The following is a 20,598-nucleotide window of genomic DNA, read 5'->3' as shown; positions in this document are numbered from 1 at the left end:
GGATGGAGCAGTCTGGTAGCTCGTCGGGCTCATAACCCGAAGGTCGTTAGTTCAAATCTAGCTCCCGCATCCAATCACACCCTTCTTTATTTATAAAAAATTCAAAACCTAAACGTTAGACCTATTCTGTCTATAATCACTTGTTATTTCATTATTTATTCAAATGTCATCACAGTTTTAACTGCTGTCGTTGGTATGCTTTTGGCTGAGCTCTTCTTTTAAATCAAAACAAGATCCTGAATTAAACACTTTCAGGACGACGCGATGTGAAGCTACCTGAATTAAACACCTTCAGGACGACGCGGTGTGAGGCTACCTGAATTAAGCACCTTCAGGACGACGCGGTGTGAAGCTACCTGAATTAAACACCTTCAGGACGACGCGATGTGAGGCCACCTGAATTAAACATCTTCAGGGCGACGCGATGTTAGGGCAACTGTTTCAACCCAGTCACTGCACCATAATGCTGATCACATCAGTATTCCCCAGTTGGTCTTGTACAATAATTTGCTGCTGACCAACTTCTGATAACACGTGCTCGACCTTGCCATTAGCTGAGGTGGTATAGCGATGTTGCCCATTGATGTACCAATGCTTTTCACCTGAACCACCCACACTTTTAAGCCAGATGCTCGCTGACTGCGAACTATTTCCGGCACTGCGGTAGATACTCCCAGCCTCGACGCCAGTTATTTTTAACGTGGCACTCACTGCTATAGCCTCATTGGCGCAGCGCGGGTCAAGCTTAGGGATCACCCGCTCGCGGCGAGAACTTGGACTTATCCACGGCTCAAGAATTTTTGGCCACAATGCGACCTGTTTAGGGACTTTCTGAGCAACTGCACACGACATTGAAACACGTTGCTGACTATCTGCGGCTAACCAAAACTTAAATACCCCGCCTTGCCATGCATCAACATCAGCACTGTGCCATGTTGGCGGTATAACTTGATCGATAATCCAGGCTTGCTGCTGTCGTTGACAAAAGCCTTTAGGTTGATCCTTAGCTAAGGTGCCCAACGGCCAACAAATCGTCTCAAGTGTCACGTTATCTGGTTGTTCAATCTCAGCAAAGCGATGAATCAACTGATCCACCACAGTAAAGAGTAATGGGCCCGCAGTTACACGCCCATAGTGCCCTGCCATCGCCGTTCCATCGGGTCGTCCAAGCCATACACCGATAGTATAATCTTGGTTAAGTCCGATTGCCCATGAATCGCGAAAGCCATAACTGGTGCCCGTTTTCCACGCAAAGCGATCACGTATACGGGTTGCTGCTAAAGTATTAATGCTATCAGGTCGACTAATACCCGATAACGTTTGTTGCACGATCCAAGCACTGGCAGGAGATAATAAATTGCGTGTCACTTTAGGTTGCTGTAACTCCGATTGTAAAAAACGAAGCTTTGTTACCTGCCCTTGATTAGCAAACGCTGAGTAACTCTGTACTAGTTGCTCTAATGATGTCCCTGCACCACCTAAAATCACCGCAAGATTCGGTTTATCTTGTGGGATTGTTAATGCTAACCCCGCATTTTGCAACCGCGCTACAAAACGATTAGCGCCATAACGTTCTAATAAATCAACCGCTGGAATATTTAATGAACGCTGCAAGGCATCGTGTGCCGACACTGGGCCGTGAAATAAGCCACTAAAATTACTCGGCCTATAATCCCCCCACTCTCTTGGCACATCAGCGAGTAATGAGTGTGAGTGAATTAACCCCTCGTCTAGTGCTAGAGCATAAAGAAAAGGCTTAAGTGTCGAGCCAGGAGAGCGAGTTGCTTGCACCATATCGACATAACCAAAGCGCGATGAATTAGCGAAATCAGCCGTACCAATATAAGCCTTAACCGCTGAGGTATGATTATCCACCACCATAATTGCCCCTGAACTACGTTGTGGTAATCGCGTCATATAAGACGCTAATGCCTGAGCAAGCCCCTGTTGTAAATCACTATCAATCGTACTTTTTACCACCGCTTGATCCATAGCGCGGGCTAACAGCCGTCTCGATAGTAATGGCGCTAACTGTTGCGGTCTAAAATTATAACTAAAGACCTGCTCTAGCATCGCACCTTCGATAGTTTCTTGTGACCACACACCAAAGTCAGCCATACGTTTGAGTACTTTATTTCGTGCTTGCTGTGCCGCCTGGTTATGTAAGTCTGGACGATAGCGCGTTGGGGCTTGCGGTAATACTGCTAAGAGTGCCGCCTCAGCATGGGTGAGTGTTTTAGCCGACTTATTAAGATAGGTATAACTGGCCGCCTGTACTCCCTCGATGGTGCCACCAAAAGGCGCGTTATTAAGATAAATCTCAAGGATATCGCGCTTTTCTAAATGCCACTCTAGTTGTAAAGTCCGCAGTAACTGGGTAGTTTTCCCCCACAAACTGCGTGAATGCGGGTATAAAATTCGTGAGACCTGCATCGATAACGTAGAACCGCCAGAAATAATACGACCATTAACGATGTTTTGTTTAGCAGCACGCAAAATAGAAAACGGATTCACTCCGGGATGATACCAAAACCAACGATCTTCATAATTAAGCAACGCTTGAATATAGCGCGGCGATACCTCATCGATAGTCACCGGATAACGCCAAATTCCATCTTTATCAGCGAAGGTACGTAACGGTATATTATGCTGGTCAACGACAACTCGAGCAAACTGCTGTTGTTGTTCGGGTAGCTGCAACGGATAAAACACATCAAGTAATTTAAGCCCAGCACAGTTAAACACCAATATGATTAATAGCATCAACGTAAAAGGGCGAGCCTTAATCCAGTTACGGCTTGCCATTACCCAGTCTCTCCCTTTGATTAGCCAGTAATTCATTGGTTATTTATGGACGCTGACTTATTGAAACCATTCCCTGTGGTTTACCAATCGCACGTATTTCAGGGCGGTACATATCTTCCACCAACACTGACGGCACTTGATACTCACCAGGAGTGACTGCGCGCATTAAGTAAAACAAGTGGCTAGAACGCCGCTTGCTCACCTCAAGTGCAGCGACAAAGCGGTCATCGCGATATTCCTGATGCTTGATATGGTTATATCGAGTCCATTGTGGAATAGTTTTTCCATCAATTAATACTGAATCAAGTTTAATCGAATGAGCTAGGTTTTGGTTTTCTAATTCAAAACCAGCAGGAATAAGGTCAACCAGCAGTGCATCAGGGGTTCGCTGTTCAGCGTTAACCACTAAATGTACAAGGTATAAATCACCGACTTTAGCCTCGTTCAAATTAGCCGTTTCACCTTTAACCGTGTACCAGCGCCGGTTAACCGACAACCCATTACCCATCGCTTGTGGTGCACTCTTAGCATAACCACTGATATTAAAGTTTGCTAATAAGGGAGCATTATGATCTGAGCGAATGCTAATCGCTTGAGTTAACGCATCAGGGGCGAGATTACTTTGATAACTGGCACTTTGATTTAATTTAGTCTGTGCCGAACCAATCAATATTTCAGCAGCCCATATAGCCCCGTCAAAGTCTTTTAATGATATTCCAGCTAAAAATAGTGCATTACGCTCTTGAGTACTAAGGTACTGTCGCTGCCGCAGTAAGTCAGCAAGTGTAAAGCTCATACTAATAGCTTTTTTAGGCTCAAGTTTATGACTTAGCATTAAATCAATCATCAAAGCATAATCTCGAATTTGACTACCATAATCAGCCAAATACGCTTGGCGCTTACGTGGCAGATTAGTTAACGCTTTAGCAAGAACCGACTGAGCTAATTTATGATCACCCATTTTGGTCAACGCTACCGCTAAATGCGTTTGTGCTAAACCACTTCGCGCATGCTTGCTTTGGCTCAGTGCTAAGGTTCGTAATGTTCCCAAAGGTGCTTGATTAACTCGCGATAAAACATAAGCAGCATAAGCTTTATAGGCAAAGTTGTAGTGGTCTTGATCATCACTCCAACGCTCATTATAAAAACGGCCTGAGCGTGATAAGTAGCGCTGTAAGCGTTTTAATGTTTTATCAAGCATTTCGTTAGGGACACCAACCCCCATATCACGGGCGTTGAGCAGAAAGTCAGCTACATACACCGTTAACCAATGCTCTTCAGGTGAGGTATTACTCCAGAGACCATAACCCCCATTACTCAGCTGGAGCATCGCCAAACGCTCAATACCTTTATTGATCATTGATAGTCGTTTGCTTTCTGCGACAGGTTTAATTCCAGCTAACTTTTGCTTACTCGGGGTGGCCAAAATCAATGGATAGGCGCGACTGCTAGTTTGCTCAAGGCAACCATACGGGTATTGTAATAAATGATTAAGCTGGCTTTGTAAATCAATGTCAGCTCGGGACGACACATTCAACGACACCTGTATAGTATCTGCAAGTAACGGCTCAATGTGTTTAGGGTCGAGTGATAATGATTGCCCTTGTTTTAAGAGCTTTTGCACCTTAGTAAAAGTGGCAGGATAGGCAGGGCGCATACCGAGAGCCCAATCACGATTAATCACTAGTTGAAGGCTTTCACTGCTTAAGGATAACGAAAAGCGAGCCTGACCTTGATAACTTGTCGCCTCAACTGGATAAAATAAAGTGGTCTTTTGACCGTCATCGAGTGTTAACATTTGTGATTGATAAAAAGTTGAAATCGAGCCTTGACCGGTAAAGTTCACCGCTAAATCTTGCTTACTGCCACTTAAATTAGTGACATCTAACGCAACAGTGGTTTTATCACCAAGAGCTAAAAAGCGTGGCATCGCTATTTGTGTTACCACTGGTGCAGCAACAGTCACCTCTTGCTCGCCATGACCAAACTTATCCGCTGAAAATGCCACTGCCATCAAGCGAATCTTGCCATTAAAATCAGGAAGTTTAAGGGGAATATTCGCCGTGCCATCATCATTAACCGCAACAACACCGCTAAACAGTGAGACAATTTGCACCTCTGATTGCGGCGCTTTACCGCCACGATTTAAATCACTGTCGCCACCAAAACGCAGTCTTGCTTTATCGGCTAAGCTCATTTCTATCACTTGATGGTACACATCACGCGAGTCAACCTGATAGCGGCGCTGACCAAAGAACGCTTCAAAGGGGTTTGGGGTGGTAAAGTCACTGACGCTCAACACACCCACATCAACCGCAGCGACAGTGACAAAGACAGGCTGCACTTTACTCCTCGCTTCGTTACTGAGCATATTCACAGTGCTTACTAGCTCCCCAGTAACGCTAAGTTTCACCTCTAGCTGCGAGTTAGGCAAGACCTTGTCTGGTACATCAAAATTAACCTGTAATTGACGGTTTTCACGCGCAAGTGGCAAATGAATTAAACCAAAGCTGCGCTTAGGAGTGATGGTTTTAATATTATCACCCGGCTGCAATACCAGCGCGCTAATATAGAGGTTATGTTGCTGCCAGCTACCAGCAACAGGAATTTCAATGGTTGCACCTTGTGCCGGAATAAACTGACGCTTAATAAAGAGCGGGCTATCTCCTTCCACCATAATAATGGCCTCACCCGCTTGTGGCGGCACAACATTCACCTTAACCGTGTCACCGACTTGATACGCGGCTTTATCCAGTGCTAACGCCACTTTGTCAGGGCGTGCTGCACCATTGCCAGACTGACTGTTTTGCCAATCTTCATACCAGTTTTCACCGGCGTAAAACTGCACACTAGTGCTCAAACCCAGCGCAGGTTCACGCACTTCTAGACGGTAGCGCCCCCAAGACACAGGAAACTTAACTTCTCCAATCTCGTCTTGAGCGATATCAAGTGTTGAAGTTAATTCGACGTATTCATTATCAGTCCATTGGTAATGCCAACCTTGGCTCTCGGAATAAACCCAAAAATAACGACGATCTTCACGAATCAACTTAATATCAAGGTTAGTTGCCGCATACTTGTTACCGGCTAATGACGCTTTTACCACATCAAAGCTCACTGTTGAGTGCGCATCAGGGTTGCTATCACCAAAGTGTGGACGAATCCCCAATAGTTGTTCTTTTGGCCATACCAGCCCTGAATGAACACGTGAAACGGGACGACCGCCAGACTCATACAAACTACTAATGAAACGTACACGCAATGGGCTCGTTAACGCTGCCCAATCGTTTTGGTACGTGATGGTACCTTGCCCTTGCGAGTCGAGCTCGATATCTTTTAACTCTTCACGGCTATTAAATTGACCTTGTTTGATATCACCAAACTCAAAATCAGCTAATGACTCAACAGGGTTACGCCATAATGAAGTACTCACTTGAGTTGATAAACGATTACCCGCCGCTGGTGCGCCATATAAATATTCACCCAGAACAGGCAGTTGAAACTGCTCTCCCTTACCAATGACCGTTCGCTTGGCAGTCGCTTTAGGGTTAAAAGTTAGCTTTAAACGCTCAGGTAAAAACTCTTCAACTTTAAACGCAAAGCTAAAGCTATCACGCCCTAAATTACTCACTTCTAGTTGCCACGTGCCGACGGGTGCGCTGGCTGGAATTTGCCATTGGTAGTGGAAATAGTTTTGCTCGTCACCCTGCCACTGAAATGATTTTACCTTAGTCCCATCAGGGCTTTTAATCACCGCACTTAAGCTATTATGTTTCACCATACGACCATCTTGGTCACGTAACAAACCGTTAAAGTCAATCACCTCACCGGGGCGATACAAATCTCGGGGTGCATAGATAAATAGCTCTTGAGCGCGATTAGGACGCAAGCCCAAATCAAACTCAGATAAGTCTAACGCTGGTTTATTAATTTCAATCAATGAGAAATGATGGTCATTTTGCGCGACAATCAGCGCTGCGTCATTGAGGTTACCGTCAAAAGAGGCTTCACCGTTAGGCGATGTGGAGGTTTGTTGTAATACCACCCCTTGGCGATCAACCAAAGAGACATCAACTTGCTCAAGCGGCTTACCTGAAACTAGTGATGACGCATAGACGTCAAGCTGCTTTTGATAAAACCGTGCGTGTAAGCCAATATCCGTGATTGAAAACCACATCGTCTGATGTTTATCGTACTTCCCCGCTTGCGCCATCACCGCAAGATAAATACCCGGTTGATTAAGTTCGCTAACCCCGCCCATATCAATACTGCGTTTAGCTCGTGTATTCTTGGGCACATCTAACGCATAGCGGCCGCTATACACTAAGTCTCCAAATTGAGTAATGCGATCCATGCCCCAGTAGTAGCGATGATCGGCGATCTCTTGTAGAAAATGATGGCGGCTCTTTTCTTTGATACGGTAAAAGTTAATATCGACTTCATCGGTATTCACCGCAACCACTGGCAGACCATTCCCTAGCCCTTGGGTTAGAAATGCCCCCGTCGTATCAAAATTTACACTGGATTCAAGTCGACTCGTCGTCACTTGTGCGCTGTCCGTTGTTGCTAGCTTTTGCCCATTACCAGCCTCTAACCCGTGATGAACCACCACACGATAATTGGTATCAGGATCGACAAAAGGAAACCAGAGTGTTTTACCCGAATTTGAAATAATCCAAGCACCATCCACGGCCTTATTCTTAGAAGTCACTCTAAGATAACGCTGAAAATTAATTGCAGGGTCTAATGGCACTGATAGCGTCACAGCAATTACATTCTTACCGTCTACATTTCGCTCCGAGACATCTAAAACACGAAGTGGTGTATCCTTATAATCACTACGCACTTTCGCTTTATTAAATGTTGGCTCTCCTGACACTTTGGTTTTAACAGGCAAGGCACTCGTTTTTTGTTCTAGAGAACTTGCCTCTTGGCTTGAAGAACTCTGATTTTTCTTAACTGCGTTGTCATCATTACATGCGATTAAAAACGAAATAAACAATAAAACCAGAGGAATGTGTTTGAAGTTCATCATTTTTTCCTTGAAACTCAACTAAGCAGTACATTGACAGTTTATTATAATATTAACTATCCCAGATTAAATAATTTATACCTCGTACTACCCGAACCGACACTGAATGAAAGTCCATTAGCTTGTCTTAGATCATGATTTCTAGTGATAAGCGTACTGCTCTGATCACCATAGAAAGGCTTATTGGGTATACTGCACGCTGTGATAAATCCACTCACTATTTTTTCATCCGTGTTATTCCAACTGAGAGCTTTAAATGTTTGATGATATAAGACCTTTTCGTGATGATGAGGCCGCTGTAGTAATTAAGAAGTTAGTCAACGAACCTGCATTACATTCTTCAATCGCCAGCTACGTGTTACCGAAACTCTATTCAGCGCTACCAAAAACCACGCAATGGCTAGTTAAACATTACCTTAAGTTCCGTATGAACAAGATTCAATGTGTCGGTGAATTCCAGCAAGAAATCGCCAAGTATCTTCATCATTTAATTAAGAAGAGTACTGACGGCTTTACTTATCACGGCCTTGAAAGCTTAGACATGAGCAAGCCGACCCTATTTATCAGTAATCATCGTGATATCGCACTCGACCCTGCATTAGTCAATTTAGCACTGTATAAAAATGGTATTGATACCGTTGAGATTGCCATTGGTGATAACTTACTAAGTAAACCTTGGGTCTCTGACTTAATGCGTATCAATAAGAGTTTCATCGTTAAGCGTAGCGAAAAGACCAAACGCGCGATGTTGATGGCCTCAAAAAACCTTTCAAGCTACATTCATCACACACTCAATGACAACAATACTAATGTGTGGATTGCACAACGTGAAGGCCGGGCTAAAGACGGGCTTGATAAGACTAATGCAGCACTTATCTCAATGCTGTTATTAAATAAAGGTAAAGACACCTCGATTGAGCAATACCTAACTGAGTTAAATATCGTACCTGTCTCTATTAGTTATGAATACGACCCTTGTGATAGTGACAAAGCGATTGAGTTAGCGACTATAGAAGCGACAGGCAGCTACCAAAAAGCCGAAGGGGAAGATCTTAAGAGTATCACTCAAGGGCTAATCGGTCACAAAGGTCGTGTTCACATCGAATTTGGCCAGCCTGTGTTAGGTGATTATCAAGATTCTAAAGCCATTGCCGCAGAAATCGATCGTCAGATCATCAATAACTATCGTCTGTATGACTCTAACCTTGCAGCCAAACAGCAATTAGAAAGCGAAGTGCAAGATGCATCGATGCTACATACGTTAACTCAACGAATGCAGCACCTCACTAACGAACAACAACGCTGGTTATTAACCATGTATGCAAACCCAGCGCTTGCCAAAGACAAGTTAGAAAACTAGTCTTTAGTGATGATTAGCTGAGGCTGGACATTAAAATGCTGCTTTTTCAGCGTGAGTGGACAGTCAAAACGCAGCTCATAAGCACACAGTTGCAAATTTGTTGTGGCGGTATCATCACCGCCATAAAGCCTGTCCCCTATCAGCGGCCAACCCGCTTCGCTTAAGTGACGACGTATTTGATGCTTACGACCACTGCCAATCTCAACATCGACTAAACTAGCTTTCATGTCAGGGTGATAACACAACTCTGTCACTTTGGTGTAAGCACTGCGCCCATCAATCTCTTGATTAAATTCTTGTGCCTCACCAAATTGACCTTTAACCACCGCCTGATACTTTTTATTTATTAAGCGCTGCTCAAACAATTGAGTTAATTCACGCACAGCTTTTTTACTATGGGCAATTAAAATTAAACCATGAGTCGCGCGATCAAGACGATGAACAATAAACGCTGGACGCTGCGGTGTTAAATTCACTTCAGCAAAGCGAGCGACTGTGGAATGATCTCCCCATTTAGAGCCTTGGCTCATCATACCGCAGGGTTTATACCACACGCTGTACTCTTGCAAGTCAGCAACGAGCTGCGGCGGAGTAAAGGCATCACTTAATGCGTCAGAGTTATAATAAAGGTGTAGTTCTTGCCCAATGGTTAATTCTTTTTTTGCACGACGTAGTCGCTGGGTTTTATTGCCTGTCGTTAACCACACCGCTCCCTTGTGCATCACTTGTTTTAGTTGTTGCTTGGATAACTGACAATGCTGTTGTAACAACTCAATTGCTGGAGCCGCTTGTTTAACAGATAGATGTAATTCAAAGGGAGCCTGTTGTGTCATCGATAACTAAATACATAAAAGAACAATGCCCACAGTATACCTAATAGTTTTTATCATCGCTGCTGGCATTTGCGGCTAAAATGAAGATTTACAACTATGCTTAAGCTGTTTCAGAATGAAACATCACTTTCTTGTATGAAGAGGGTTATCACAGATATGCAACTCCCCAAACGCTCCTTGTGCATCATCATAGCTTTTTTTTATAGCCTAGCTACATACGCAGATTCTCAGGCTTCAATAATCCAAAGTGATCCGAAGTTACAAACACTGAGTAAAAATCAGGTGTTGATGCTGGGCAAAATACAATGGCAAAAACCACAAGGTGAACCCAATACAGGGAGTGTCACCGACTATAGCGGTATGGTCTATAACAAACATCATAATCAACTATTATTATTTGGCGGCGGTCATTCAGCGACGTGGTCAGATGCTATTTATCGTTTTAGTTTTAAAAAGCTTAGTAATCAATTCTCACCACTGTATCCACCAACACCGAAACGCTATTACCATCAAGATAATAACGACCGTGGTTTTTGGCTTAAAGGACTAGAGGGTGAAAATTACCCGCGTCCCGTTGGACGGCACACCTATGATTTGTTGGTGGTTAACGAGCACCAACCTCATTTTTATTTACTAAAAAGTGGCACAGGTCCTTCCATTGTTGGAAAAGGATCGGGATTAGCTTATTTTGGCAAGGCTTATGGACGTTATGATTTAGTTAATAAGCAATGGAAAATCCTAGATCCTAAGCAAGTCGGTGGTTTTGGCAGTTATGGTGGGGTTGCGGAATACGATCCTATTTCTAAGAAGATCATTGGTATGAATAGGTTGCATATCTGGGCTTACGATCCAGCTACACACACCACAGAACGATTTTTATCAAACTACCCGAAAAAGTACCCAAGAATAACCCCCTACTCAGGGTCGCTTGTTTACTCGGCAATCGATCAGGCAATGTATATTTTTGGCACAGAAAAAGGGGCAAAGCATAAAAATAGAATTTCTTTTGCTAAGCTCAATTTAAATCGAGGCAACCTACAACAATCAACGTTAACTAAACTTCATACCTACCCAAAAGAAAAAAAGGGTTACCCCGTATTTACCTATGACTCGACGAATGGCTTAATAATTGGCGGCCCTTACAAAAATAACTTTTACGGCTACAACCCGATCACCCAATCATGGCAAGTGCGTCAAATAGACGATGGTAAGGCAGGTAGCCTATTAAGTTGGCTGCTAGCTTATAACTCAAACGATAATGTGATCACTTTTATCAACCACCGTAAGCATGTTGGACTTTTTCGCTGGCACTAACCTTTGATTATCCTATAATACGCGCTCATTCATTATTGTAGCCTTAGTTTTATGCGCCTTTTAAAATCAGCCACTCACCCCGAACGTCAAAAAAAACTCGGGACCACATTTCATCGTCAAGCAGCGCGCGCGATTGTGTTAAAAGGCCAGAATATTTTATTGCTTTATACCGAGCGTTATCACGATTACACCCTACCTGGCGGTGGTGTTGATGAAGGTGAAGACTTAACCTGTGGCTTAAAGCGAGAGCTGATTGAAGAAACCGGTGCTAAAAATATCACCAATATCAAGCCTTACGGCCGTTATGAAGAGTTTCGTCCGTGGTATAAACCAGACTTTGATACCATGCATATGGAATCATATTGTTACACCTGTGATATTGACAGCGAGCTAGGAATGACTAGGCTAGAGGACTATGAGGTAGTTAATGGTATGCGCCCAGTATGGGTTAATATTTTTGATGCAATAAAACATAATGAGCATACGATGGCACACAGCGATAAAAAAGGCATGTCGATTGAACGTGAAACCTTTTTGCTTAAACATATCGTCGACGAGTTTAAGCTCATGCAAGATAACAAATAAAGGAATAAAAAAATGAATTTTGAACAGCTATTAAATAATTTTGATATGGGCGTTTGTGTTGAGCAATTACAACGTGAAGCCTTAGTCGACCTTGTCGTACTGTTCGTTGAAATTGACGGTGTTGTTGAAGATAAAGAAATGCAATACACCCTCGATTGGATGGTTGATTTAGTCTGGGAAAACGAAAAGTCGCCATTGGAGTATTTACATAGTGCTAGCTTATCAGCTAGAGAGGCGATCGAAACAAGTATGATTGAAGATTATATCTTGCATCGTACTAAACACATTATCGACAGCCCTGCTAAGAGTTTAGCCCTCGCGTTAGCAAAAGGGGTAGCATTATCAGATGGCGAGTTAGCGCCTGAAGAAGCGCAAGCCATTAAATTTTTGGAAAGCTGCTTTAATAAATAATTTATCGCATTTTCAAAAACAGGCTAACTCTATGACTCGCCATAGAATTAGCCTGTTTATACACCGCTGTTACGCAATCTTAAAGCTCAACGTTAGTTCGTTTAAGGTGCTGGCAATATTACTAATACCTATTTCATTAATAACCTGAACACTTTTCACTGACTTAATAAATGCCTTGAAGGCACGCATATCAACCCTTCAGTTCTATTAGAGCTTAGAGCCTATGCATTAGTCCGTTTATTCACATTACACAATTGAACACTTAATTTATAGAACTGGTGAAACTCATTTCATTATCGCAAAAGCTTGCTCAGGTAAACTATTTCTTTAGACCATGAAAAATGCCACCCTACTCAATCAGTAGCGTGGCATCTTTAAATTGGTGACTCGAATATCGTAGCGAGTACTGTTCTTCGTTTATTCAATTAAGAGCTTTTAATGATCTTAACTAACTTATAACGAAGATACCTTAGCAATGGTTACGTGTCCCGAGTGACGGTAGCTTTCAAGATACTTGTTAATCTTCTGAGGCGAGCTACCGTGTTGAGCAACGAACGCGGTAATACTTAGATCATTACAGCTTAATTTATTAACAACATAGTCTTTGCTTAATTTAGACTCTTTAATTGCATGATGTAGAGCCACCTTCTTACCTTGAGCAGCTTTCATACAAATATTAGTACTTGCTGAATTGTCAGTTGCTTCTAGAGTTGCAGCATTTACAGCACCAGTTAGGCCAATAGTTAATGTTAAAGTAGATAAAATCGCAGTTAAAGTTTTCATAATCAAGTTCCTTTGGTTAGTTGATTTAATAATTGCAACCGAAGTGCCAACTTGAAAATAAAAACAAAATAAACTTAATATCAAAAACTTACAAAGAAATAAAAATATTACCCACCTTACCATCCTGATATCAATAACAAAATACAGACAATAAAGACCAATAAGTAATCAATTTAACCACTCCATGTTTAATGTAAAAAATAGCCCCAGCAATTGAACGTTGCTAGGGCTATTAGGTGGTCAAAAGTGTGTTTTACACTAACGCTTACTTTCTAGCTAGGTAATCACCAACACCGATCCACTTATAGGTTGTAAGCTCTTTAAGGCCCATTGGCCCCCTAGCATGAAGCTTTTGAGTACTCACGGCGACCTCCGCCCCGAGCCCAAACTGACTACCGTCGGTAAAACGTGTACTCGCATTAACATAAACGGCTGCAGAATTGACCTGATTGACAAATTGCTCAGCTTTACTCAGTGACTCAGTCAAAATGCCATCCGAGTGCTGGCTACTATGCGCTCTAATATGAGAAACAGCTTGAGTAATATCATCAACAACTTTGATAGATAGCGTTAATGATAGCCACTCTTGGTCAAAATCACCTTTATCAGCCGCATCAACCGTGACACCATCTAAGTGACAATCACGTAAGATTGCCAAAGCGCTTTCATCTGCCTTTAATGCCACATTACTGTTATTTAAGCGTTCAACAAGTTGCGGCAAAAACGAGTTTGCAACTGACTTATCCACCAAGACGACATCAAGTGCGTTACAGACAGATGGACGCTGTACTTTAGCATTCTCGATAATATCGACAGACTTAGCTACATTAGCACTTCCTTCGACATAGAGGTGACAGATACCAATACCACCAGTGATCACAGGAATAGTACTTTGATCGATACATAAGCGATGTAAACCTGCTCCACCTCGAGGCACAATCATATCAACGTAACGATCAAGAGTAAGAAGCTGGCTAACGAGTGCGCGATCGGTGTTTTCAATATACTGAATAGATTGTGTTGGTAGCTCTGCACTTACTAACGCTTGCGAAATAATGTTTAATAATGCGAGATTACTATTAATTGTCTCTTTACCACCGCGTAAAATAGCGGCGTTACCGGTTTTAAGTGCTAAAGCAGCAATATCAATAGTCACATTAGGGCGAGCTTCATAAATCACCCCAAGAACACCAATCGGGACACGACGTTTGCTTAAACGCAGCCCACTTTCCAAAAGCTTTGACTCAGTCTCTTCACCAACAGGATCATCAAGCTGACATAAACGCTGAACATCATCAGCCATTGCATTTAGACGTTCGGAGTTAAGTAATAGCCGATCAATCAATGACTCATCTAAACCCGCTTGCTGTGCACCTAAAATATCAATCGCATTCGCCGCTAGAATTTGAGGCTGTTGTTCTCGTAACCCTTGAGCAATTAACTCAAGCAAGGTGTTCTTTTGTGCCGTAGATGCTTGCGCTAACTCATAACTAGCTTGCTGCGCTTGCTGGCCTAACTTATTCATATCAATATTTTGTGTCATTTTATCGCACCACTAAGTTATTTCTGTGTACGACTACCTTGCCATAGCCATAGCCAAGGACAGTCTCTATCTCCTGCGAATGCAGGCCTTTAATTTTAAGTAAATCATCACTGCTATAACGAGCCAAACCTCGCGCAACTTCCCCCCCTTGAGGGTTAGTTAATACCACCATGTCACCACGATGGAACTCACCTTGAACAGCTGAGACCCCTTTAGCTAATAAGCTGCTGCCTTTAGAAAGAACCGCATTGACTGCTCCATCATCTAAACAGATCGTGCCGACAGGGCCAGGACCAGCCAATAGCCAACGTTTACGACTTTCCAGTGGATTACTCATCGCACTGAACCATGTGCCTATTGCTTGTTTTTGACTAACCTGAATAATGACATTGTCATGATGACCTGCTGCAATAACGACATCGCTACCACTACGGCGGGCAATTTCAGCGGCTTGTAATTTTGTCGCCATACCACCTGTGCCTAAACTCGTACCGCTATCTCCAGCCATTGCTTTTAATTCATCATCAATAACATCAACTTTTGCAATAAGCTTAGCTTGAGGGTTCGTTCGTGGATTAGCATCATAAAGACCCGCTTGGTCAGTCAATAGCATTAACAAATCAGCATCGGCTAACCCCACCATCAATGCAGATAAATTATCATTATCCCCAACCTTAATTTCAGTCGTTGCAACTGCGTCATTCTCATTGATAATTGGAATAATTTTATGCTTAAGTAAGGTTTCAAGCATATCTCTTGCGTTTAAGTAACGTTCACGGTCGTCCAAATCAGCGCGAGTCAATAACATTTGGCCCACGTGTAAACCATAAATATTAAATAGGTTTTCCCAAGTTTGAATCAACTGGCTCTGTCCTACAGCAGCTAGCATTTGTTTAGTAGACATACTGTCTGATAGCGCCGGAAACCCTAATCGTTCTCGCCCAGCAGCGATGGCCCCAGAAGTACATAATACGATTTCACAGCCTTGCTTATGCAGGAACGCCATTTGGCGAACAAGTTCAACCATATGTGCTCGATCAAGCGAGCTTCCACCAGAGGTCAATACACTGGTTCCTAGTTTGACAACGATACGTTGATATTGAATAGTCACAACAGCCTTAAATGCAATTTACACGCGTTTTGTATATGTTTAATTTATACCGCGAAATGTTAACTTACTGCAAGTGTAATCTTAGTAAACACGAATAAGTATCAGACCTTGGCGTAACGCCTTAGGGAGGTTAATTGGGGCTAGAGCGATATTATGTCGTCCAAGTGTTTTTATTATTTAGATACCACCGAGTCTTAATTCCTTCAATAGCATCAAAACAATCGAATAAATCTCTGTTAGGCCACTATTTAATGCCCTTTTCCTCATTGCCGTAAACAGCTGCCAGAATCTTTTTTCGCTTTAACCTTTGTTTTAGCATATAAAGTTTATGTGTTAAGTGTAAGAAGATTGTTTTATCATTACACGACATATTATGGCAAAAGAATAAGAACAGTGTTTCGAACAATAAAATCTCTCCCTCTCGCCCTGTTATTGGCTGGAAGTTTAACGCTACCAATGGCTTGCTCTACCAACTCAAATCAACCGGATCAATTGAATGCTAGCGATTGGCGCTATGATGTAGACCCTCATGGTAGTGTGGCGACATTAGATGAAAAATTAGTTAAAGAAGATGGCATCTGGATTAAATTCAACCGCGTGCCTCGTGTTGATAAATTCAATAACTCATGGATTGAATTGATTTATGATCTACCATCAAAAACACTAGGTAATTCACAACAAGTTACCATTGAATACAAAAGCTCTCAGCCGCTCATTGTTAAACTCTCGCAAAAAGATTACGGTAAAGATGGCGACAATAGCTTTGCTCACTACCAAACAAAAGTACCAGCGGCAACGACATGGTCTAAACAAACGGTTTCATTTGATAGCTTTCAACGTCCAAGCTGGACACCTAATAACTCGCCTGATGTCGGCATAGTACCCGAGAATGTCTCGGCGATATATTTTGTGCCTGACTTAACCGATAAATTAGGTGGTGAAGCCGTTTTAGAAATAAAATCTATCTTACTGCTAAATTAATTTCGTACACCGCCCTATTAGCGTGATGAGCAAGTCATCACGCTAATTCTTTATCCCCCCCTTTTAAAGGCACTTACTTTTGCTCCTAAACCGCTCATAAAATAACAAGCCCGTCGTCATACTAACTTCAAAAAAATGACACAAAAATGTCACTTGCTCCATTTAGAATGCCGCTAAATTGGATCAAGAGAAAATGAATATATGGAAAAGTTTCAGTTCCTTGAAAAAGAGCTCAGCTGGCTTTCTTTTAACCATCGAGTGTTACAAGAGGCTCAAGACAGCAGCGTCCCTTTACTTGAACGATTGCGCTTTTTAGGTATTTATTCCAGTAATATGGATGAGTTTTACCGGGTGCGAGTTGCAAATGTTCGCCGCCAAGTGTTATTTGCAGCAACCCATAAAAAAAAGCAGCACTCTTGGGCATTATTTAACGCGATTCAAAATAAGGTCATTGCGTTACAACGTGAGTTTGATGAAAGCTATATTATTTTACTCAGAGAATTAAGCCAAAATAATATCCATCTCATCAATGAGAAACAGCTCTCACCTGAGCAGGCTGACTGGTTAACTCACTATTATCAAACAAAGCTTCGTCGTCACATCTTTCCTTTAATCATTAACGACAAAATCAACCTAACCGATCACATTAATGATGATTGTACCTATTTAATGGTGGAGATGAGCCAAGGGAAAGACAAGCAACATGCCTTTGTTGAAGTGCCGAGTAATAACGTTCCTCGATTTGTCCAGCTGCCCGACTCAGCAACTAAATCAAGTAAAAACATCATCTTACTTGACAACATTATCCGCCATAGTCTCAGTGAGATCTTTGCTGGCTTCTTCGAGTTTGATACCATCAACGCGTACTCGATGAAGCTAACGCGAGATGGGGAACTCGATCTCAAACAAGAATTCACCCAAAGCTTATCAGAGCTCATGCATAATAGTCTCAAAAAACGCTCTTATGCCGCTCCAGTCCGCTTGGTTTATGATTATAAAATGCCAAGTGAAATGCTCGATAGTTTGACCCAGTGTTTATCAATCAATAACGACCAAGGACTCATTGCTGGCGGGCGCTATCATAGCTTTAAAGATTTTATAGAATTCCCTGCTATCGGTGAAAAAGAGCTAGAGTTTAAAAAACTTCCGGCCATTGAACAGCAATACTTTAGCCGTTATAAGAATGCCTTTAGCGCGATCAACCATCGAGATATCTTACTTTATTATCCTTACCATAAGTTCTCTCACTTAACCGAGTTACTCCGCCAGTCTGCCTTTGATCCCAAGGTACAAAGCATCGAGATCTGCCTCTATCGAGTCGCTAAAAAATCTCGGGTTGTTTCGGCCCTCATTGAAGCCGTGAAAAATGGCAAATCCGTTAAAGTGAATATCGAACTGCAAGCGCGGTTTGATGAGCAGGCAAACCTGGCTTGGGCCGAGAAGCTTTCAAGCGCTGGTGCCGAGGTCAGTTATGGCGTCCCCGGATTAAAAGTTCATGCAAAGATTTGCTTAATCACTCGTTTAGAAGGCAAAAAACTCAAGCGTTATGTCCACATTGGTACCGGTAACTTCAATGAGAAAAATGCCAAAATATATACTGACTTTAGCCTGTTTACTTGTCATGACGAGATCACACAAGAAGTGGCAAACGTGTTTGAGTTTATCAAGAGTCCATATAAAAAGTTTGCTTTCAAACACCTTGTCGTTTCCCCAGTTAATTCACGTTCATCCATTGAGCAGCTCATTGACCAAGAAATTGCAGCGGCATTAAATCAACAACCCAGTGGCATCATTATCAAGGTGAATAATTTGGTCGACCGCCAACTCATCACCAAACTCTATGAAGCCAATAATGCCGGGGTCAAAATAAAGTTAATTGTACGTGGCGTGTGCTCTTTAGTGACCGGAGTAGTTGGACAAAGTGAAAATATTGAGGCCACCAGTATCGTAGGTCGTCACCTTGAGCACCCTCGCATTGCCATCTTCACTAACCTAGGGCAGCCCAAAGTTTATCTATCTTCTGCTGATTGGATGCATCGAAATATCGATGAACGCATAGAGGTTGGTTGCCCAATTTTGTGTCCCGAAGTCAAAGAAACCATTATTAAAATCATCAATATTCAACTGCAAGATAATACCAAGGCGCGATTGTTAAATACCGAGCAAACGAACCCTTATGCATATCAAAAAAATGGGGCTGCCATCTGTCATGCCCAACAAGGCATTTACGATTACCTGCTGGAACAGCAATTACAGGAAGTGCCAAATAAACCCCACAAAGACATCGAGCCCTCAAAAAATAAGGTCGCCTCATGACGGATAATAAACACATTGTTGCCATGGACTTAGGTTCTAACAGCTTTCACTTGATCATCGCAAAAGAACATCAAGGTCAATTAATTATTCTTGATAAATACAAGCAACGCGTTAGCTTAGCCACAGGGTTAAATAATGACAACGTGTTAGATAGTGGTGCCATAGCCCGCGGTATCCATTGCTTAAAACAGTTTGGACAACGTTTTAGTCGTTTGCCGCACGACAGCGTCAAGATTGTCGCGACGCAAAGCCTGCGTAAAGCCGTTAATCGACAAGATTTTATCGACGCTGCTTATAAAGTTCTCCCTTATAAAATAGAGATCATTGATGGCAAAACTGAAGCCAGCTTAATCTATCAGGGCGTGGCTCAAACACACACCTTAAAGCCTAAGACGCTAGTGATTGATATTGGCGGTGGCAGTACCGAGTTTATTATTGGCAATCAAGTTGAGGCAGTTCTAAAAGATAGCTTAGAGCTTGGCTCCGGACAATTAAGTAAACGGTACTTTAACCCAGAAGCCATCACCAAAGAAAGCTTTGCTCAAGCCTATGATGTCGCTCTGACTCAAGTATCAAGCATCGCACAACGTTACAAAAAATATAGCTGGCAACTTGCCCTTGGCACGTCGGGATCAATCAAGCTGATTCAACAAGTACTAAAACAACTCTATGGCAGTAATAAGATAACTAAACAACGGTTAAAACAGCTGAGGAAGCAGTTGATAAACTGCGGTAAATTAACCCATGTCCCTATTAATAATATTCCTGAGGAAAAGTTAACCATTTTACCAGGTGCGGTGACGATCTTATTAGCGTGTTTTGAACAGCTCAATTTAGATGAGTTAAGCCATTGCCAAGCAGCTCTACGTGAAGGTGTGCTTTATAGCCTTAGTCATTCCTATATTGATTCTGATACCCGCCAACAAACGATTAGTAGCATGTTATTACGCTACCCAACTGACGCTGATTACAATCGCCGAGTCATCAAACAGCTAAATCATATAACCCAGCAATTGCCCCTCCAAGGCATCTCTCTAACCACAGAAGAGCTTGATTGCTTAACAACAGCTATTCAACTTCATGAAGTTGGACTATCGATAAACGCAAAAAAACGCCAGCACCACAGTGCTTACATCATCAAGCACAGTGAAATGTTAGGCTTCTCTTCAACACAGAAACAACTCATTCATGATCTCGTAAAAAGTCATCGCCGAAACATCACCTTACCCGCAGAAAACAAAACGGAGCTTGGTAAACACCAGTTACTCCTTTTAGTGTTAATGCGTCTTGCGATTCTTTGTGCACAAGGCCGGATCAACTTACCTGTTATTCCGTGTAAGGTCTCGTTTCAACTATCATCGGTGCATGCAAGATTTCAACAAACATCAGCGCCCCAAGATGCTCTAATCGCAGCCTTAAGCAAAGAGAAAGAGTATCTACAAGCCATAGGCATTGAATTTAGTTATTCAGTGGCATAGTCACTAAGCACGCTATTGGATACTTAATGAAAACATAAGTTTCTCC

The 20,598-nt window shown here is 42.4% G+C and carries 13 protein-coding genes; 7 read left to right on the top strand and 6 right to left on the bottom strand.

All coding sequences use genetic code 11. The annotated features are described in order from the left end of the window. Positions 1 to 450: 450 nt before the first annotated feature. Together pbpC and Q8W26_RS09360 are read right to left on the bottom strand one after the other, a co-directional pair. Positions 451 to 2,805: a penicillin-binding protein 1C gene (pbpC, locus tag Q8W26_RS09365; protein ID WP_101215856.1), complete on the bottom strand. Its 2,355-nt coding sequence runs from the start codon at positions 2,803 to 2,805 to the stop codon at positions 451 to 453. 43 nt (positions 2,806 to 2,848) lie between these two features. Beyond that, positions 2,849 to 7,840, bottom strand: a complete 4,992-nt coding sequence (locus Q8W26_RS09360) for an alpha-2-macroglobulin (RefSeq protein WP_101215855.1) — start codon at positions 7,838 to 7,840, stop codon at positions 2,849 to 2,851. 253 nt (positions 7,841 to 8,093) lie between these two features. On the opposite strand from Q8W26_RS09360, the gene Q8W26_RS09355 reads away from it, so the two are divergent. Next, the gene (locus Q8W26_RS09355; protein WP_101215854.1) at positions 8,094 to 9,197 is read left to right on the top strand and encodes a 1-acyl-sn-glycerol-3-phosphate acyltransferase; all 1,104 of its coding nucleotides are present in this window, start codon (positions 8,094 to 8,096) and stop codon (positions 9,195 to 9,197) included. Here Q8W26_RS09355 and Q8W26_RS09350 read toward each other — a convergent pair. Continuing rightward, positions 9,194 to 10,030, bottom strand: a complete 837-nt coding sequence (locus Q8W26_RS09350) for an RluA family pseudouridine synthase (protein ID WP_101215853.1) — start codon at positions 10,028 to 10,030, stop codon at positions 9,194 to 9,196. The genes Q8W26_RS09355 and Q8W26_RS09350 overlap by 4 nt on opposite strands. A 288-nt stretch (positions 10,031 to 10,318) precedes the next feature. Here Q8W26_RS09350 and Q8W26_RS09345 point away from each other — a divergent pair, with 288 nt between their 5' ends. Genes Q8W26_RS09345 through Q8W26_RS09335 form a run of 3 tightly spaced genes read left to right on the top strand, consistent with a single transcriptional unit; the run spans position 10,319 to position 12,340 of the window. After that, positions 10,319 to 11,344 carry a hypothetical protein gene (locus Q8W26_RS09345; protein WP_101215852.1) on the top strand — a complete coding sequence of 342 codons (1,026 nt, stop codon included), beginning with the start codon at positions 10,319 to 10,321 and terminating at the stop codon, positions 11,342 to 11,344. Positions 11,345 to 11,395: 51 nt separating this feature from the next. Beyond that, positions 11,396 to 11,929, top strand: coding sequence for an NUDIX hydrolase (locus Q8W26_RS09340; protein ID WP_101215851.1), 534 nt, complete (start codon positions 11,396 to 11,398; stop codon positions 11,927 to 11,929). Between the two features lie 12 nt (positions 11,930 to 11,941). Beyond that, positions 11,942 to 12,340 (top strand): hypothetical protein, encoded by a 399-nt coding sequence (locus Q8W26_RS09335; protein ID WP_101215850.1) that lies wholly within the window; start codon positions 11,942 to 11,944, stop codon positions 12,338 to 12,340. Between the two features lie 453 nt (positions 12,341 to 12,793). On the opposite strand, the gene Q8W26_RS09330 is transcribed toward Q8W26_RS09335, so the two are convergent. From Q8W26_RS09330 to proB, 3 genes are all read right to left on the bottom strand, one after another. Beyond that, positions 12,794 to 13,123 (bottom strand): DUF3718 domain-containing protein, encoded by a 330-nt coding sequence (locus Q8W26_RS09330; RefSeq protein ID WP_305473171.1) that lies wholly within the window; start codon positions 13,121 to 13,123, stop codon positions 12,794 to 12,796. 265 nt (positions 13,124 to 13,388) lie between these two features. Continuing rightward, positions 13,389 to 14,666: a glutamate-5-semialdehyde dehydrogenase gene (locus Q8W26_RS09325; protein ID WP_101215848.1), complete on the bottom strand. Its 1,278-nt coding sequence runs from the start codon at positions 14,664 to 14,666 to the stop codon at positions 13,389 to 13,391. A 1-nt stretch (position 14,667) separates the two neighbouring features. After that, positions 14,668 to 15,771 carry a glutamate 5-kinase gene (gene proB / locus Q8W26_RS09320; protein WP_101215867.1) on the bottom strand — a complete coding sequence of 368 codons (1,104 nt, stop codon included), beginning with the start codon at positions 15,769 to 15,771 and terminating at the stop codon, positions 14,668 to 14,670. A gap of 399 nt (positions 15,772 to 16,170) precedes the next feature. On the opposite strand from proB, the gene Q8W26_RS09315 reads away from it, so the two are divergent. The 3 genes from Q8W26_RS09315 to Q8W26_RS09305 all read left to right on the top strand — a co-directional run bounded on the left by Q8W26_RS09315 (position 16,171) and on the right by Q8W26_RS09305 (position 20,552). Then, a complete protein-coding gene (locus tag Q8W26_RS09315; protein WP_153071543.1) occupies positions 16,171 to 16,758 on the top strand; it encodes a carbohydrate binding domain-containing protein in 588 nt (195 codons plus the stop codon). Between the two features lie 201 nt (positions 16,759 to 16,959). Then, positions 16,960 to 19,074, top strand: coding sequence for a polyphosphate kinase 1 (gene ppk1 / locus Q8W26_RS09310; protein WP_101215845.1), 2,115 nt, complete (start codon positions 16,960 to 16,962; stop codon positions 19,072 to 19,074). After that, positions 19,071 to 20,552 carry a Ppx/GppA phosphatase family protein gene (locus Q8W26_RS09305; RefSeq protein ID WP_101215844.1) on the top strand — a complete coding sequence of 494 codons (1,482 nt, stop codon included), beginning with the start codon at positions 19,071 to 19,073 and terminating at the stop codon, positions 20,550 to 20,552. Before ppk1 ends, Q8W26_RS09305 begins: the two co-directional genes overlap by 4 nt. The last annotated feature ends 46 nt before the right edge of the window (positions 20,553 to 20,598 follow it).

Source organism: Psychrobium sp. 1_MG-2023 (assembly GCF_030689115.1).
Taxonomy (GTDB): Bacteria; Pseudomonadota; Gammaproteobacteria; order Enterobacterales; family Psychrobiaceae; genus Psychrobium.
This window is presented reverse-complemented; position numbering and strand designations above follow the sequence as displayed.

Excerpts from the sequence above, each read along its gene's own strand:
- pbpC (WP_101215856.1), bottom strand. The coding sequence starts at position 2,805 with ATGGCAAGCCGTAACTGGATTAAGGCTCGCCCTTTTACGTTGATGCTA.
- Q8W26_RS09360 (WP_101215855.1), bottom strand. The coding sequence starts at position 7,840 with ATGATGAACTTCAAACACATTCCTCTGGTTTTATTGTTTATTTCGTTT.
- Q8W26_RS09355 (WP_101215854.1), top strand. The coding sequence starts at position 8,094 with ATGTTTGATGATATAAGACCTTTTCGTGATGATGAGGCCGCTGTAGTA.
- Q8W26_RS09350 (WP_101215853.1), bottom strand. The coding sequence starts at position 10,030 with ATGACACAACAGGCTCCCTTTGAATTACATCTATCTGTTAAACAAGCG.
- Q8W26_RS09345 (WP_101215852.1), top strand. The coding sequence starts at position 10,319 with ATGCTGGGCAAAATACAATGGCAAAAACCACAAGGTGAACCCAATACA.
- Q8W26_RS09340 (WP_101215851.1), top strand. The coding sequence starts at position 11,396 with ATGCGCCTTTTAAAATCAGCCACTCACCCCGAACGTCAAAAAAAACTC.
- Q8W26_RS09335 (WP_101215850.1), top strand. The coding sequence starts at position 11,942 with ATGAATTTTGAACAGCTATTAAATAATTTTGATATGGGCGTTTGTGTT.
- Q8W26_RS09330 (WP_305473171.1), bottom strand. The coding sequence starts at position 13,123 with ATGAAAACTTTAACTGCGATTTTATCTACTTTAACATTAACTATTGGC.
- Q8W26_RS09325 (WP_101215848.1), bottom strand. The coding sequence starts at position 14,666 with ATGACACAAAATATTGATATGAATAAGTTAGGCCAGCAAGCGCAGCAA.
- ppk1 (WP_101215845.1), top strand. The coding sequence starts at position 16,960 with ATGGAAAAGTTTCAGTTCCTTGAAAAAGAGCTCAGCTGGCTTTCTTTT.
- Q8W26_RS09305 (WP_101215844.1), top strand. The coding sequence starts at position 19,071 with ATGACGGATAATAAACACATTGTTGCCATGGACTTAGGTTCTAACAGC.